Here is a 14,655-nt window from a genome sequence, read left to right as displayed (position 1 = left end):
AATCGAAATCCGACGAATAACACGACTTGTATACAATTATGCAAGTTACTGATTTTTGGGTGGAACTTAACCGATTTTGGCCGGTCTTTAGCTACTTCACAAAGGCCGCTTTTATGCAAAAGCGGCCTTTTTTGTGGGCGTTTGAAAACAATTCGCGGAATGCCTTGGGACTGAAATCCGGACGCTGAGCGTCCCGGACTGTGTTCCCACGCTGAGCGTGGGAACGCTCGGATTCAGGCCGACTTGGCCATGATCAACCCCGTCTCGCTCGCCGCTTCCAAACGAATGGCGATGAACTTCGACGTCGGCGTATGGCTGCCGTCCCCGGTGCTTTCCAGCGGCACCAGCGGATTGACCTCTGGATAGTAGGCAGCTGCCTGACCCGCCGGAATATCGAACGCCAGCAACGTAAAGCCCTTCACCCGACGCTCGCGGCCATCGTCCCACAGCGACACGATGTCTGCCTTCTGCCCCGGTTTGAAGCCCAGGCGAATGATGTCCGCCTCGTTGGCGAACAGCACGTCACGCTGTCCCTTCACACCGCGATAACGATCGTCGAGACCATAAATCGTGGTGTTGTACTGATCGTGAGAACGCATCGATTGCAGGATCAGGTCCGGCAGTTTGCCGGTGGCGCGGGTGCGCTCGTGAATCAGGTCCTTGGGCAGCATGTTCGGTTTGAAGTTGGCCCGACCCGACGTGGTGTTCCACTTGCGCGCGCCGGCGCTGTTGCCGAGGTAGAAGCCGCCAGGGTTCTTGACCTTCTCGTTGAAGTCCTTGAAGCCCGGAATGGTGTCGGCGATCAGTTCGCGGATGCGCCGGTAGTCGGCCACCAGCCAGTTCCAGTCCACCGGTTTGCTGCCCAGTGTGGCGGCGGCGATGCCGGCAATGATCGACGGCTCCGAGCGCATCTGGTTCGACAGCGGCTGCAACTGACCGTTGGAGGCGTGCACCATGCTGAACGAGTCTTCCACGGTGACGGCTTGCGGGCCTTCGGTCTGGATGTCGATGTCGGTACGGCCCAGGCACGGCAGGATCAATGCGTCCTTGCCGTGGGCCAGGTGGCTGCGGTTGAGCTTGGTGCTGATCTGCACGGTCAGGTCGCAGTTGCGCAGGGCCTGGAAGGTGCGCGGGCTGTCCGGCGTGGCCTGGGCGAAGTTGCCGCCCAGACCGATGAACACCTTGGCGCGGCCTTCGGCCATCGCGTGAATCGCTTCGACCACGTTGTGCCCGTTGTGGCGCGGCACCTTGAACTGGAAGCGACGCTCCAGGGAATCGAGGAACGCCACCGGCGGACGCTCGTTGATGCCCATGGTGCGGTCGCCCTGCACGTTGCTGTGGCCGCGCACCGGGCACAGACCGGCACCGGGCTTGCCGATGTTGCCGCGCAGCAGCATCAGGTTGGCGATTTCCTGGATGGTCGGCACCGAGTGGCGGTGCTGGGTGATGCCCATCGCCCAGCACATGATCACGTTCTTGCCTTTGGCGTACATGCGCGCCGCTTGCTCGATTTCCAACAGGCTCAGGCCGGACTGCGCGACGATCTGCTCCCACGGCGTGTCATCGACGACGCCGAGGTATTCCAGCACGTTGACGCTGTGTTCATTGAGGAAGTCGTGATCGAACACCGCCGGCGCGCCGGCCTTCTGCGCATCCCGCTCCCATTGCAGCAGGAATTTGGCCATGCCGCGCAACACCGCCATGTCGCCGCCCAGTGCCGGGCGGAAATACGCGGTGTTGGTCGGCTTGTCGCCGTTGGTGAGCATTTCGATCGGGTGCTGCGGGTGCTGGAAACGTTCCAGGCCGCGCTCTTTCAGCGGGTTGATGCACACCACCTGAGCACCGCGTTTTACCGCTTCACGCAGCGGTTCGAGCATGCGCGGATGGTTTGTCCCCGGGTTCTGGCCCCAGACGAAAATCGCATCGGCGTGTTCGAAGTCGTCGAAGGTCACGGTGCCTTTGCCGACACCGACGCTTTGCGCGAGCGCCACACCGCTGGCCTCGTGGCACATGTTCGAGCAGTCGGGGAAGTTGTTGGTGCCGAAAGCGCGGACGAACAGTTGATACAGATATGCCGCTTCGTTGCTGGCGCGACCCGAGGTGTAGAACTCGGCCTGGTCCGGGCTCGACAACGCTTGCAGGTGTTTACCGATCAGGGCGTAGGCATCGTCCCAGCTGATCGGTTTGTAGCGATCGGTTTCGGCGTCATACACCACCGGCTCGGTCAGACGCCCTTGATACTCGAGCCAATAGTCGCTCTGTTCCAGCAACGCGGTGACGCTGTGCTTGGCGAAGAACTTTGCATCCACGCGACGCTTGGTCGCTTCCCAGTTCACTGCTTTGGCGCCGTTCTCGCAGAACTTGACCATGCCGCTTTCCGGCGAATCGCCCCAGGCGCAGCCCGGGCAGTCGAAGCCGCCGTTCTGGTTGGTCTTGAGCATCATGCGCAGGTTTTTCAGCGCGTTGTCGCTGGTCAACCAGGCCTGGGCCACGCTGATCAGTGCGCCCCAGCCGCCGGCGGCACCCTTGTAGGGCTTGTAGCGCGGGACGGGTTTCTGGTCGGCTTGATGGTGTTGGCTCACGGGTGTTTCTCCATTTCTGGGCTATACACCCGCGGCGCGTTTTTCTGCGGCAGGTGGATGAGATTGAGGTTGTGGCGACGGGCCCATTGCACGGCGAGGCCGGTGGGCGCTGACAGACTGACGAGGGTCTGGATCCCGGCGCGCAGGACTTTCTGAATCAATTCGAGGCTGCAGCGGCTGGTGACAATCGCCAGGCCGCCGGTTGTGGATATCTTTTGCCGGATCAGGCCGCCGATCAGTTTGTCGAGAGCGTTGTGCCGGCCGATGTCTTCACGGCCCAGCAGCAATTCACCGCTGGCGTTCATGAACACCGCCGCGTGCACCGCGCCGCAATGCTGGCCGAGCGGCTGGAACGCGCCGATGCGCTGGCGCAGACCGTCGAGCCATTCGACCGGCGGCAAAGGCGCGCCGGGCAAGACCTTGAGATCGGGCAACGCCTGTTCCACCGCTTCCACGCCGCACAAACCGCAGCCGCTGGTGCCGGCCAGTTGCCGACGTTGTTGCTTGAGGTTCCAGAACGCGCGATTGGCGATGGTCACCTGGGCGTATTGCGCCGAGCCTGAACCGGTCAGTTGCAGGTCATAAATGTCGGTGGCGTCTTCGATGATGCCGCTGCCGAGGCTGAAACCGACGATGAAGTCTTCGAGGTCGGTCGGTGTCACCAGCATCACGGCCTGGCTGATGCCGTTGTAGGCAATCGCCAGCGCGACTTCCTCGGCCAGCGCGGTGCTGGTCGACTCCGCCAGGGGCAGGTCGCTGTAGCTGTAGGTCTGACTGGCGGCGGGCGCGGGCGTTTCGAGTGCAGGCGCCGCGCAGGCCGGGCGCTTGGCGTTCATGGCATCACCGACGGATTGATCAACGTTAAGACTAGGCGCGGCAACTTGTCGCGTCTAATCGCTAGTGTCGATCTATCGATAGATGCCGTCGATCAAGCGGCGGCTGGCGATTTCTGATACAGCGCGAAACAGGCCTCGGCCAGCGCCGAACGCGGGGCGCCACGGCGCATGATCAGGCCCAGTCGGGCGAGGGTCTGGGCGTTATCGATCGGTTGCAGGCGCAGGTGATCGGTGAGGCGTTCGAGGCCGCCGTCCAGCGGCATGATCGCGCAGCAGAATCCGCCGTGCACAGCTTGTAACAATTGATGCACGGCGTCGGTCTGCAACAGCGGCTGCGGTGTCAGGCCACGGCTGTGGAAGTTGTGGTCGATGGACTGGCGAAAGTGCATGCCGCTGGTGAGCATGCCCAGCGGCAGTTCGATCAGCGCCTGCCAGCTCAGCGGTGCTTCGCCGAAGCTGAAGGAACGCTGATCGTAAAGCAGGCCCATGCGGGTTTCGTCGAAGGCCAGGGATTCGAAACGTTCGTTGTCGAGACGATCCAGATAGGACACGCCGATGTCGATCCGGTTGTCCGCCAGTTGTTCGAGGATCTGCTCGGAGCTCAGTGCCGACAGTTCGAAACGCAGTTCCGGGTGTGCAGCGTGCAGGCGTTGCATCAGCGGCAGCGGATCGAAACTGGACAGCGGCACGACCCCCAGGCGCAAGGTGCCGATCAGGTTGCCGCGACAGGCTGCCGCTTCCGCCTGCAAGCCGTCATAAGCCGCCAGCACCGTGCGTGCCCAGGCCAGCACTCGCTCGCCTGGCGCGGTAAAGCCTTCGAAGCGCTGACCGCGATTGACCAGCGGCAGGTCGAGTTCTTCTTCGAGGCTGCGCAGGCGCATCGACAAGGTCGGCTGGGTAATGTGGCAGCGGGCGGCGGCCTGGCCGAAATGGCGGGTTTCGTCGAGGGCGATGAGGAATTTCAGCTGCTTGATGTCCATCTTCGCTCCGGGGCGCTGGCAAGGGTGGGCGATTCTACCGCTTGCACGGGGGCAGGGTCATTGGTCGGGCCGGAACCGGTGGGGTTCGGGGTGGTCTAGGCTTGGGCGTCTGGAACTTAAATCAAGGAGTGTGCGCTATGAGTCTTTTGAGCTTTGTAAAAGAGGCGGGTGAGAAGCTGATCGACCTGCTGACCCCCGGCAACGCCAATGCCAGCGAGCAGTTGAAGGAACACATCAGCAAGGTCGGATTGGGTAACCCCAATGTCCAGGCCACCGTGGACGGCGACAAGGTGACGGTCACCGGCGAGGTGGCGAGCCAGGAAGAGAAAGAGAAGATTCTGCTGGCCGTCGGCAACATCGAAGGCGTGGGCAGTGTCGATGACCAGATCACCGTGACCGGGCCGGTGGTGGCCGCCGCACGTTTTGTGGTGGTGAAAAAGGGCGACACCCTCAGCGCGATTTCCCTGGCGGTGTATGGCAATGCCAACCAGTACAACAAGATCTTCGAAGCCAACAAGCCAATGCTCAAGGATGTGAACAAGATCTATCCGGGGCAGACGCTGCGTATTCCTGATTAACTTTCGAAACCGCAATCGCGAGCAGGCTCGCTCCCACATTGGAATGCGTTTCCATTGTGGGAGCGAGCCTGCTCGCGATGAAGTCCGCGCGGTCTAAAGCCCTTTGATCAAATCCCGATAATCCTCGACCGCCGCAAATTCCGCCGTGTCCTTCGGCCCTTTGCGACTGTCCGGTTCCTTCACCGCCAACAGATGCGCTACCCCGAAATCCCGCGCACTGCGCAGGATCGGCAAGGTGTCGTCGATGAACAGGCTGCGCGCCGGGTCGAATCCGATATCGGCCTGCAAGGCGTCCCAGAACTGCGGGTTCTCCTTGGGGAATCCGTAATCGTGAGAGCTGATCAGCCGCTCGAAATAGGGCGCCAGTTCAACCCGTTCCAGTTTCAGCGACAGCGAATCGCGGTGTGCATTGGTGATCATCACCACACGTTTGCCGGCCCGTTTGATCGCGGCCAGAAAGGTGTCGGCGTCCGGACGCAGGGCGATCAGGTGGGCGGTTTCCAGTTTCAGTTCACGCACCGACAGCTTCAGTTCCGCGCTCCAGAAATCCAGGCAATACCACTGCAATTGACCGGCATGGCGCTCGAACAACGGCTGCAATTCCATTTCCGCCATGGCCCGGCTCACGCCATGCAGTTCGGCGTAGCGCTGTGGCAGGTGTTTCAGCCAGAAGTGGTTGTCGAAGTGCAGATCCAGCAACGTGCCGTCCATGTCCAGCAGAACGGTATCGATGTCGGACCACGGTAATGAAGGCATGGCAACGTCTCGAACGGTAGAAAGATATCCGACACAAACAATCGGAAAAGCCGCGTTATAGTAGCGCGTTCACGCCAAGGAGCTTTGCATGCGCCAGAAACCAACCGTACTCGCCCGGGAAATCGTCGCCACCAGCCGTCTGTTCTGCGTCGAAGAGCTGAAGCTGCGCTTTTCCAACGGCGTCGAGCGCACCTACGAGCGGCTGGTGGGCAAGGGCGCCGGTTATGGCGCGGTGATGATCGTGGCAATGCTCGATGCCGAGCATGCGGTGCTGGTCGAGGAGTACTGCGGCGGCACCGACGAATATGAACTGTCCCTGCCCAAAGGGTTGATCGAACCGGGTGAGGACGTGCTGGCGGCGGCCGAGCGTGAACTCAAGGAAGAAGCAGGCTACGGCGCACGGCAACTGGAGCACCTGACCGAGCTGTCGCTGTCTCCCGGCTACATGAGCCAGAAAATCCAGGTGGTGCTCGCCAGCGATCTGTACGAAGAACGACTGGAAGGCGATGAGCCGGAGCCGATGCGGGTGGACAAGGTCAACCTGCGGGATCTCTCTTCGTTGGCGCAAAATCCGCAATTTTCCGAAGGTCGAGCCCTGGCGGCGTTGTACCTGGCCCGCGATCTGCTGATCCAGCGCGGCGTTTTCCAGTCATGAGTGAGATGTCGATGAGTTTTCCCCATCCGATGATGGCACCGGTGGTTGAGCTGGCGCTGCAGGCCGGCGAGGCGATCCTGCCGTTCTGGCGCGCCGATGTGGCGGTCACCGCCAAGTCCGATGATTCGCCGGTGACCGCTGCGGACCTCGCCGCGCACCATGTGATCGTCGCCGGTCTGACGGCGCTGGATCCGAGCATCCCGGTGTTGTCCGAGGAGGACGCCAACATCCCGCAAAGCGTGCGCGCCGGCTGGCAGCGCTGGTGGCTGGTAGATCCGCTGGATGGCACCAAGGAATTCATCAGCGGCAGTGAAGAGTTCACCGTCAACATCGCCCTGATCGAAAATGGCCGCGTGGTGTTCGGGGTGGTTTCGATGCCGACCAATGGGCGTTTCTACGTCGGCGGTGCCGGGCTTGGTGCCTGGCGGGGCGACACAGGCGGCACGCCGGTGGCGATTCGGGTGCGTGACGTGCCTGGCCCTGGCGAAGCTTTCACCGTGGTCGCCAGCCGCCGTCATTCCAGCCCGGAGCAGGAACGCTTGCTGGCCGGATTGAGCGCAAGCCTCGGCGAGTTGCAACTGGCCAACATCGGCAGTTCGCTGAAATTCTGTCTGTTGGCCGAAGGTGCGGCGGACTGCTATCCGCGACTGGCACCGACATCCCAATGGGACACGGCGGCAGCACAAGGCGTGCTGGAAGGCGCGGGTGGCGAGGTGCTGGGGTTGAACGGTGAAGCGTTCTGCTACCCGGCGCGGGAATCACTGCTGAACGAGTTCTTCCTGGCGCTGCCGGCAAAAGCCGCATGGCGCGCGAAGCTGCTGGAGCTGGCCCGTTCGTAAGCGCACTTCCATACCTCAGCGGTGCAGCACGTACTGCCCGCTGAAGGTCACCGCATCCTCATCGCTGCCCGCATTGACGATCCGTGTCTGCAGGGTCAGTCGAGCCCGTCCGTAACGCTGATACATCGTCAGGAATCTCTTCCACACGGCCGCACTCGGCGCCGGGCAGATCGCGATGGCATCGCCGGTCACCGGCAGCGGATAACTGATCTGTCCTTCCTGAATGACGATGTGTCCGTCGTCGATGCCTTCTTCCTTCAAACGCAGATGCAGCCAGCCCCAGCCGGCCAGCACCGCGCCGCAATACAGACTGCCGCCGAACATGGTGCTCTTGTGATTGACGTTGGCCTCCAGCGGCAAGTGCAGGCGCAGTTGCTGTTCATGCCAGTCGAGCACTTTGAGGCCCATGTCCCGGGTCAGCGGAATGTCGTGATGGAGGACGGATTCCAGATAATGGCTATCGTGCTTCATTCGGATTCGTCTCCATGGTTGCTGCTGTCGGCGAAGTTCAGCCCGTGCTTGCGCAGTTTGTCGTGCAGGGTCTTGCGCGGAATGCCCAGGGCTTCGGCGAGGCTGCGCACCGAGCTGTGCGAGCGGGCCAGCTCGGCGGCGATCAAGGACTTCTCGAAATGTTCCACCTGTTCACTGAGGCCACCGCTGGTGACTTCGATGGTCGCGCCGCTGCCGTCGGGCTGAGAGTTGTCCAGCGCCAGTTCGAGGCCGAGGGCGAAACGCTCCGCCGCGTTCTGCAATTCCCGCACATTGCCCGGCCAGGAGTGACGCAGCAGCAACGCCCGTTGTGCCGGTTGCAGTTCATGAGGTGGCAGACCGTGGCGGGCGCTGGCTTCGTCGGCATAGTGCTGGAACAACACCAGCGCGTCTTCGCCTCGTTCACGCAGTGGCGGAATGCGCAGCGGCGCCACGTTGAGGCGGTAATACAAGTCCGCCCGGAACCGACCCTGATCGGCGGCCTGACGCAGGTCTTCCTTGGTCGCGGCGATGACGCGGATGTCCAGCGGGATCAACTGATTGCCACCGAGGCGTTCGACGACTCGTTCCTGCAGCATGCGCAGCAGTTTTACCTGCACGTCCATGCTCATGCTTTCGATTTCATCGAGGAACAACGTGCCGCCATTGGCGAATTCGAACTTGCCGATCCGGCGCTTCTGCGCGCCGGTGAAGGCGCCGGGCTCATGACCGAACAACTCGCTCTCCACTACCGACTCGGCCAGTGCCCCGGCGTTGATTGCCACGAACGGGCCGTTACGCCGGCTCGACAGGTCGTGCAGCGCACGGGCGACGACTTCCTTGCCGGCACCGGTTTCGCCGAGGATCAGGACGTCAGCCTTGGTCGCGGCCAGTGCGCCGATCTGCTCGCGCAGGCGTGCCATCGGGGCCGAGTGGCCGACCAGTCGGGCGCTCAGTTCGTTGCGGTCGCTCAGGGCCATGCGCAGGCTGCGGTTGTCCAGCACGAGACGGCGCAGGGCCAGTGCGCGGCGCACGCTGTCGAGCAGGGCGTCACTGGCGAAGGGTTTTTCCAGAAAATCGTAGGCGCCGGCGCGCATGGCTTGCACGGCCAGCGGCACGTCGCCATGACCGGTGATCAGCAGTACGGGCAACTCAGGGTCCTGGGCGTGCAGTTCGCTCAATAACTCAAGTCCGTCCATGCCGGGCATGCGGATGTCGCTGACCACCACGCCCGGCCAGTCACGCTCCAGTTGGGTGGCCAGGCCCTTGGCTTCGGACAGCGGAAGGATTTTCAGGCCGGCCAGATCCAGCGTCTGGCCCAGGGCCTGACGCAGGTGCGGATCGTCGTCGATCAGCACCACCTGAATGCGGTTGTCGATGGTCATGCACTTCGATCCTCGGACGGTTGCAGGCTGACCCCGGGCGCGCCGGCGCGCAGCCGCAGGGTGATCAAGGCGCCACCTTGCTTGTGGTTGGCGAACGACAGTTCACCACCAAAGGCGCGCATCAGGGTTTCGCAAATGGCCAACCCCAGACCAAGCCCCTGGGTGCGGGTCTTGGTGGTGTAAAACGGTTCGCTGGCGCGGCCCAGGGCTTCCATGCAGAAACCCGGACCGTTGTCGCGAATGTACAGATTGACGCCCTCGCCGGTGGATTCGGCACTCAGCCACAATTTGCGCGGCGGGCCTTTCTCGGTCAGGGCGTCGAGGGCGTTGGCCAACAGATTGCCGAGGACCTGGCGAAGACGGGTTTCCCCGGCCTCGACCCACAAGGTTGCGGCGGGCAGGTCGCGGATCAGCTCGACATCCATGCTCCGGCGACGTTTGGCCAGCAGCGCCAAGGCATCGTCCAGCGCCGGTTGCAGGGCCACGCTTTCCGGGGCGTGGCGATCGCGGCGGGCGAAGGCGCGCAGGTGGGCGATGATCGATGCCATGCGCCCGGTCAGTTCGCTGATCAACTTGAGGTTGCCGCGAGCATCTTCAGTGCGCTGATGATCAAGCAACACTTCGGCGTTTTCCGCGTAACTGCGGATCGCTGCCAGCGGTTGATTGAGTTCGTGGCTGATGCTCGCCGACATGGTGCCCAGCGCCGACAGCTTGCCGGCCTGCACCAGATCGTCCTGGGCGCGTACCAGTTCCTGCTGGGCCTGTTCGCGTTCCAGCACTTCCTGTTTCAGACGCCGGTTGAGCCCTTCCAGATCGCTGGTGCGTTCGGCGACCCGGCCTTCGAGTTCCCGTCGCGCCTTGGCTTCGAATGCGATTCGCTCCAGGTAATGGCGACGGCGCTGCATCATCAGACCAAGCAATAGCATGACCACCAACAGCGTGGCGCCGCCGACGGCCACCACGGTGCGCACCGGACGGTCGATCAGCGTGCGCGGGGCCAGGATGCTGACGCTCCAGCCGGTTTCTTCGATGTCCCGGGTCTGGGTCAGCCAGGCGGTCGGGCTGAGGTTCAATGGACGCGGCTCGCGGGTCGGATACGGCTGGATCGCGGTGATTGCCGAGCGTTCGTCGCCACTCAATGGGCGGGTCGAGCGAAAGCGCCATTCCGGACGCGAGGTGAGGATGACCACGCCGTTGTGGTCGGTCACCAACAGTTGCTCCGGGGTTTTGCCCCACAGACTTTCGGTGTGGTCGAGATCGACCTTGATCACCAGCACGCCGATGATTTTTTCGCCATTGCGCACGGCCGCGGCGAAGAAGTAGCCGCGTTTGGCGGAGGTGGTGCCAAGGCCGAAGAAGCGGCCCAGGCGCCCGGCCATGGCTTCACTGAAATAAGGCCGGAACGAGAAATTGCGCCCGACGAAACTGTCGTGCTTGTCCCAGTTCGATGCGGCCAGTGTCCGGCCGGAGGTGTCCATCAGGTACATGACTTCGGCGCCGGTCTGGGCAGCAATGTTTTTCAGCAGGCGGTTGGCATTGCCCTGGGTGACGCCGTCGTCCGGCGCACCGATGATCGCCCGCAGGGCCGGCAGATCCCCGAGGATCTGTGGCAGCACTTCGTAGCGATGCAGTGTGCCCAGCAGGTTGGCGACGTAGAGGTCGAGGGTCTGGCGGTTCTGCCCGATCAGTTCGCTGCGGTAGTAGCGCTCGGCCAGATGTTCCAGCGGCCACAGCAGCGGGGCCAGGCACAGTGCCAGCAGGGCGAGGCTGCGCCAGCGGGGGCGGCGGGGAAGGGTCGGAGTCATGAGCATCGGGCGCCTGTGGATACAGGCGCATTATGCCTAGGCTTGGGGCACTTCAGGAAAAGACGTCGGCATCCTTGAGCAAGGCCGCTGTCTGATCCTTGGCGGACAGTTTCGGTGCTTCGTCCAGTTGCCAGTCGATGCCCAGATCCGGGTCGTCCCAGCGAATGCTGCGCTCGGCCGACGGGGTGTAGTAGTCCGTGGTCTTGTAGAGGAATTCGGCGAATTCGCTCAGTACCACGAAACCATGGGCGAAGCCTTCCGGTACCCACAGCTGACGGTGATTGTCGGCGGACAGACGCACGGCAACCCATTTGCCGAAGTGCGGCGAGCTGCGACGGATATCGACGGCCACGTCGAGCACTTCACCGGCCGTGACGCGGACCAGTTTGCCCTGGGTGTTTTCCAGCTGGTAATGCAAACCGCGCAGGACGCCTTTTTGCGAGCGGGAATGGTTGTCCTGAACAAATTGTGTATCCAGGCCGGTTGCGTCCTGAAAAGCCTTGGCATTGAAGCTTTCGTAAAAGAAACCGCGCTCGTCACCAAATACCTTGGGTTCGATGATCAGAACACCGGGCAGGTCGGTGGTGATTACATTCATGAAAATTTTCCAGTGACTGGTTTGGATGGCCGACATTCTTGCGCAAAGTGCCGGTGGGCGCGAGTGCAGACTTGCAAATATGCCCGCCACACAGCGCACGGGGGACGGATGGTCGGGGGTTGCTTATCGCCCGAAGCAGTGGCGATATAGGCGCCTAATAAAATTTCAGGGGTCGTTCCATGTCGTTCGCCACGTTGATTCACCGCGCCAGTCTTCCAGGCCCACAGGTCACTGCTGAGCAGGCCTTGCAGGTACTGTCGCAGCATTACGGGCTGAGCGGCACGCTGCAGGCGCTGGGCAGTCAGCAGGACCTCAACTATCGCGTGGACAGTGAGCGCGGGCGGTTCGTGTTGAAGATCTGCCGGGGCGACTATTCACTGGTGGAGTTGCAGGCTCAGCACGCCGGCCTGAAGTATCTGGCCGAACATTGCGATGTCCATGTTCCCCGGGTCATTCCGGCCAATGACGGCCAGGACCTGTTGTCGCTGGAGATCGGCGGTGAAGCGGTGCACGTGCGGCTGCTCGACTACATCGAAGGTCAGCCGCTGACCGCGCTCGATCATCTTGGCCACGAAGTCGTTGCCGGATTCGGTCGGCTCTGCGGCGAAATGGACCTGGCCCTGGCCGGGTTCGACCATCCGGGACTCGAACGCACCTTGCAGTGGGACGCGCGCCACGCCAGCGCGCTGATCGAGCATCTGCTGCCGGTGATCGGGGATCAGCACCAGCGCGCACTGATTGCAGATGCCGCCGAACAGGCCGGTCGCCGTCTGCAACCGTTGCTGGAAAAGCTGCCGGTGCAGGCGATCCACATGGACATCACCGACGACAACGTGGTCTGGCAACGTGATGCCCGGCGGCACTGGCAGTTGCAGGGTGTCATCGATTTCGGCGATCTGGTGCGTACCTGGCGCATCACCGATCTGTCGGTCACCTGTGCCGCGTTGCTGCATCACGCCGGGGGCGATCCGTTCGTGATCCTGCCGGCGGTGCAGGCCTATCACGCGGTCAATCCGCTGCAACACGAAGAATTGCAGGCGCTGTGGCCGCTGATCGTGACGCGGGCGGCGGTGCTGGTGCTCAGTGGCGAGCAACAGGTCAGCATCGATCCGGGCAATACCTACAGCCGCGACAACCTTGCTCATGAGTGGGAGATCTTCCGGGTCGCGACGTCGGTGCCGCTGGCGCTGATGGAGGCGGCGATTCTCTCGGCGGTCGGGCAGGCATTGCCGGCCATCGACAGTGAAGGCTTCGCACCGTTGTTGCCCGGTCTGGTCGGGCGCGAGTTCGCGCTGATTGATCTGGGTGTATTGAGCGCGCATTTCGAGGCCGGTAACTGGGAACAGCCAGGCATCGATCAACGCCTGCTGAATGAAGCCGCCGCGATCCATGGACTGGCTGCCAGTCGATACGGGCAATTCCGTTTGTCCCGCACCCGGCCTGACAGCGCCGAAGAACCAGAGACGTTCCCGCTGCACGTCGAATTGCGTGTGCCTCAAGGGACAGCGGTCGAAGCGCCGTTCGCCGGCGTACTGCATTTGTCAGCCGACGGCGCGCTGCGACTCGACGGCCCGCAACTGAGCCTGCGTCTGCGGGGCGTGACGCCGTCGTTGCAGGGCGGTGCGGCGCTGGTCAAAGGCCAGGTGCTGGGTTCGGTGGACGGGCCGCTGATTGTGCAACTGGTCCGCGATGCGCATCTGGAGGCACCGCTGTTCTGCACGCCGACCCACGCGCCGGCGTGGCAGGCGCTGTCGCCATCGCCGGCAGCACTGCTGGGCCTGGCCTGCGACGCCGAACCGGAACTGGATGCGAAAACCCTGCTGGCGCGCCGTGACGCCAGTTTCGCCCGCACCCAGAAACACTATTACGTCGACCCGCCGCGTATCGAACGCGGCTGGCGCAATCACCTGATCGACATGCAGGGCCGCTCCTACCTCGACATGCTCAATAACGTCGCGGTGCTCGGACATGGCCATCCGCGCATGGCGGCGGTCGCGAGTCGGCAGTGGTCATTGCTCAACACCAACTCGCGGTTCAACTATGCGGCGGTCGCGGAGTTTTCCGAACGCTTGCTGAAACTGGCGCCGGAAGGCATGGATCGGGTGTTCCTGGTCAACAGCGGCAGCGAGGCCAACGATCTGGCGATCCGTCTGGCCTGGGCCTACAGCGGCGGGCGCGACATGCTCAGTGTGCTGGAGGCCTATCACGGCTGGACGGTCGGTGCGGACGCGGTATCGACGTCGATTGCCGACAACCCCCAAGCCCTGAGCAGCCGTCCGGACTGGGTGCATCCGGTGACTGCGCCGAACATCTATCGCGGCGAATTCCGTGGCCTCGATTCGGCACCGGATTACGTGCGCAGCGTTGAACACAACCTGGCCAAAATCGATGAACAGAAACGGCAACTGGCCGGATTCATCTGCGAGCCGGTCTACGGCAATGCGGGCGGGATTTCGCTGCCGCCGGGCTACCTCAAGAAAGTCTATGAACTGGTGCGCGCCCGGGGCGGGGTGTGCATCGCCGACGAGGTGCAAGTCGGCTACGGGCGCATGGGCCACTTCTTCTGGGGCTTCGAAGAGCAAGGCGTGGTGCCGGACATCATCACCATGGCCAAAGGCATGGGCAACGGCCAGCCATTGGGCGCGGTGATCACCCGTCGGGCAATCGCCGAGGCGCTGGAGGCCGAGGGCTACTTCTTCTCGTCCGCCGGCGGCAGCCCGGTGAGTTGCCAGATCGGCATGGCGGTGCTCGATGTCATGGAAGAAGAAAAACTCTGGGAAAACGCTCAGGTCGTCGGCGGGCACTTCAAGCAGCGGCTGGAGGCGTTGATCGATAAACATCCGCTGGTCGGCGCAGTGCATGGCTCGGGGTTCTATCTGGGGGTCGAACTGATCCGCAATCGCCAGACCCTGGAGCCGGCGACCGAAGAAACCACGCTGCTGTGTGATCGCCTGCGGGAGCTGGGGATTTTCATGCAGCCGACCGGCGATGACCTGAACATCCTCAAGATCAAACCGCCGATGGTCACTTCACGGCAGAGTGTGGATTTCTTTGTCGACATGCTGTCGAAGGTGCTGGAAGAAGGCCTCTGAGCCTGTGGTAGTCCGATTAATGCCGATTTCTATCGGTATTAATCGGTAAAAACAAAACTCGGTATTTGTTTTTAGCTTTTA

At 62.6% G+C, this 14,655-nt stretch carries 12 protein-coding genes; 4 read left to right on the top strand and 8 right to left on the bottom strand.

What is annotated here, in order from left to right:
- Positions 1-233 precede the first annotated feature (233 nt).
- The 3 genes from AC07NR_RS15730 to AC07NR_RS15720 all read right to left on the bottom strand — a co-directional run bounded on the left by AC07NR_RS15730 (position 234) and on the right by AC07NR_RS15720 (position 4,398).
- Positions 234-2,582, bottom strand: coding sequence for an FdhF/YdeP family oxidoreductase (locus AC07NR_RS15730; protein ID WP_495078906.1), 2,349 nt, complete (start codon positions 2,580-2,582; stop codon positions 234-236).
- The gene (gene fdhD / locus AC07NR_RS15725) at positions 2,579-3,418 is read right to left on the bottom strand and encodes a formate dehydrogenase accessory sulfurtransferase FdhD (protein ID WP_495078905.1); all 840 of its coding nucleotides are present in this window, start codon (positions 3,416-3,418) and stop codon (positions 2,579-2,581) included. The genes AC07NR_RS15730 and fdhD overlap by 4 nt, the downstream gene beginning before the upstream one ends.
- Positions 3,419-3,510: 92 nt before the next feature.
- Positions 3,511-4,398 (bottom strand): LysR family transcriptional regulator, encoded by an 888-nt coding sequence (locus tag AC07NR_RS15720; protein WP_495078904.1) that lies wholly within the window; start codon positions 4,396-4,398, stop codon positions 3,511-3,513.
- A gap of 137 nt (positions 4,399-4,535) precedes the next feature.
- Between AC07NR_RS15720 and lysM the strand changes: the two genes are divergently transcribed.
- Positions 4,536-4,976 (top strand): peptidoglycan-binding protein LysM, encoded by a 441-nt coding sequence (lysM, locus tag AC07NR_RS15715; RefSeq protein ID WP_065257779.1) that lies wholly within the window; start codon positions 4,536-4,538, stop codon positions 4,974-4,976.
- A gap of 93 nt (positions 4,977-5,069) precedes the next feature.
- Here the strand turns inward: lysM and yrfG are convergent, their stop codons facing one another.
- Positions 5,070-5,732 (bottom strand): GMP/IMP nucleotidase, encoded by a 663-nt coding sequence (yrfG, locus tag AC07NR_RS15710; RefSeq protein WP_495078903.1) that lies wholly within the window; start codon positions 5,730-5,732, stop codon positions 5,070-5,072.
- 88 nt (positions 5,733-5,820) lie between these two features.
- Between yrfG and nudE the strand changes: the two genes are divergently transcribed.
- On the top strand, positions 5,821-6,387 hold the full coding sequence (nudE, locus tag AC07NR_RS15705) for an ADP compounds hydrolase NudE (RefSeq protein ID WP_495078902.1): 567 nt from the start codon (positions 5,821-5,823) through the stop codon (positions 6,385-6,387).
- 5 nt (positions 6,388-6,392) lie between these two features.
- Complete coding sequence (gene cysQ, locus AC07NR_RS15700) at positions 6,393-7,226, top strand: 3'(2'),5'-bisphosphate nucleotidase CysQ (RefSeq protein WP_495078971.1); 834 nt, start codon at positions 6,393-6,395, stop codon at positions 7,224-7,226.
- Between the two features lie 15 nt (positions 7,227-7,241).
- On the opposite strand, the gene AC07NR_RS15695 is transcribed toward cysQ, so the two are convergent.
- Genes AC07NR_RS15695 through rfbC form a run of 4 tightly spaced genes read right to left on the bottom strand, consistent with a single transcriptional unit; the run spans position 7,242 to position 11,482 of the window.
- Positions 7,242-7,697, bottom strand: a complete 456-nt coding sequence (locus tag AC07NR_RS15695) for a YiiD C-terminal domain-containing protein (protein ID WP_495078901.1) — start codon at positions 7,695-7,697, stop codon at positions 7,242-7,244.
- The gene (locus tag AC07NR_RS15690; RefSeq protein ID WP_248738651.1) at positions 7,694-9,079 is read right to left on the bottom strand and encodes a sigma-54-dependent transcriptional regulator; all 1,386 of its coding nucleotides are present in this window, start codon (positions 9,077-9,079) and stop codon (positions 7,694-7,696) included. Before AC07NR_RS15690 ends, AC07NR_RS15695 begins: the two co-directional genes overlap by 4 nt.
- Positions 9,076-10,884 (bottom strand): sensor histidine kinase, encoded by a 1,809-nt coding sequence (locus AC07NR_RS15685; protein WP_248738650.1) that lies wholly within the window; start codon positions 10,882-10,884, stop codon positions 9,076-9,078. The genes AC07NR_RS15690 and AC07NR_RS15685 overlap by 4 nt, the downstream gene beginning before the upstream one ends.
- 52 nt (positions 10,885-10,936) lie before the next feature.
- Positions 10,937-11,482, bottom strand: a complete 546-nt coding sequence (gene rfbC / locus AC07NR_RS15680) for a dTDP-4-dehydrorhamnose 3,5-epimerase (RefSeq protein ID WP_248738649.1) — start codon at positions 11,480-11,482, stop codon at positions 10,937-10,939.
- Between the two features lie 179 nt (positions 11,483-11,661).
- Between rfbC and AC07NR_RS15675 the strand changes: the two genes are divergently transcribed.
- A complete protein-coding gene (locus tag AC07NR_RS15675) occupies positions 11,662-14,574 on the top strand; it encodes an aminotransferase (RefSeq protein ID WP_495078900.1) in 2,913 nt (970 codons plus the stop codon).
- The last annotated feature ends 81 nt before the right edge of the window (positions 14,575-14,655 follow it).

The organism is Pseudomonas sp. GW821-FHT09C09 (assembly GCF_059418105.1).
Note: the sequence above shows the minus strand (reverse complement) of the source record. Positions and strands in the feature narration are given on the sequence as shown.

Coding starts and splice junctions, on each gene's coding strand:
- fdhD (WP_495078905.1), bottom strand. CDS start 3,418: ATGAACGCCAAGCGCCCGGCCTGCGCGGCGCCTGCACTCGAAACGCCC.
- AC07NR_RS15720 (WP_495078904.1), bottom strand. CDS start 4,398: ATGGACATCAAGCAGCTGAAATTCCTCATCGCCCTCGACGAAACCCGC.
- lysM (WP_065257779.1), top strand. CDS start 4,536: ATGAGTCTTTTGAGCTTTGTAAAAGAGGCGGGTGAGAAGCTGATCGAC.
- yrfG (WP_495078903.1), bottom strand. CDS start 5,732: ATGCCTTCATTACCGTGGTCCGACATCGATACCGTTCTGCTGGACATG.
- nudE (WP_495078902.1), top strand. CDS start 5,821: ATGCGCCAGAAACCAACCGTACTCGCCCGGGAAATCGTCGCCACCAGC.
- cysQ (WP_495078971.1), top strand. CDS start 6,393: ATGTCGATGAGTTTTCCCCATCCGATGATGGCACCGGTGGTTGAGCTG.
- AC07NR_RS15695 (WP_495078901.1), bottom strand. CDS start 7,697: ATGAAGCACGATAGCCATTATCTGGAATCCGTCCTCCATCACGACATT.
- AC07NR_RS15690 (WP_248738651.1), bottom strand. CDS start 9,079: ATGACCATCGACAACCGCATTCAGGTGGTGCTGATCGACGACGATCCG.
- AC07NR_RS15685 (WP_248738650.1), bottom strand. CDS start 10,884: ATGACTCCGACCCTTCCCCGCCGCCCCCGCTGGCGCAGCCTCGCCCTG.
- rfbC (WP_248738649.1), bottom strand. CDS start 11,482: ATGAATGTAATCACCACCGACCTGCCCGGTGTTCTGATCATCGAACCC.
- AC07NR_RS15675 (WP_495078900.1), top strand. CDS start 11,662: ATGTCGTTCGCCACGTTGATTCACCGCGCCAGTCTTCCAGGCCCACAG.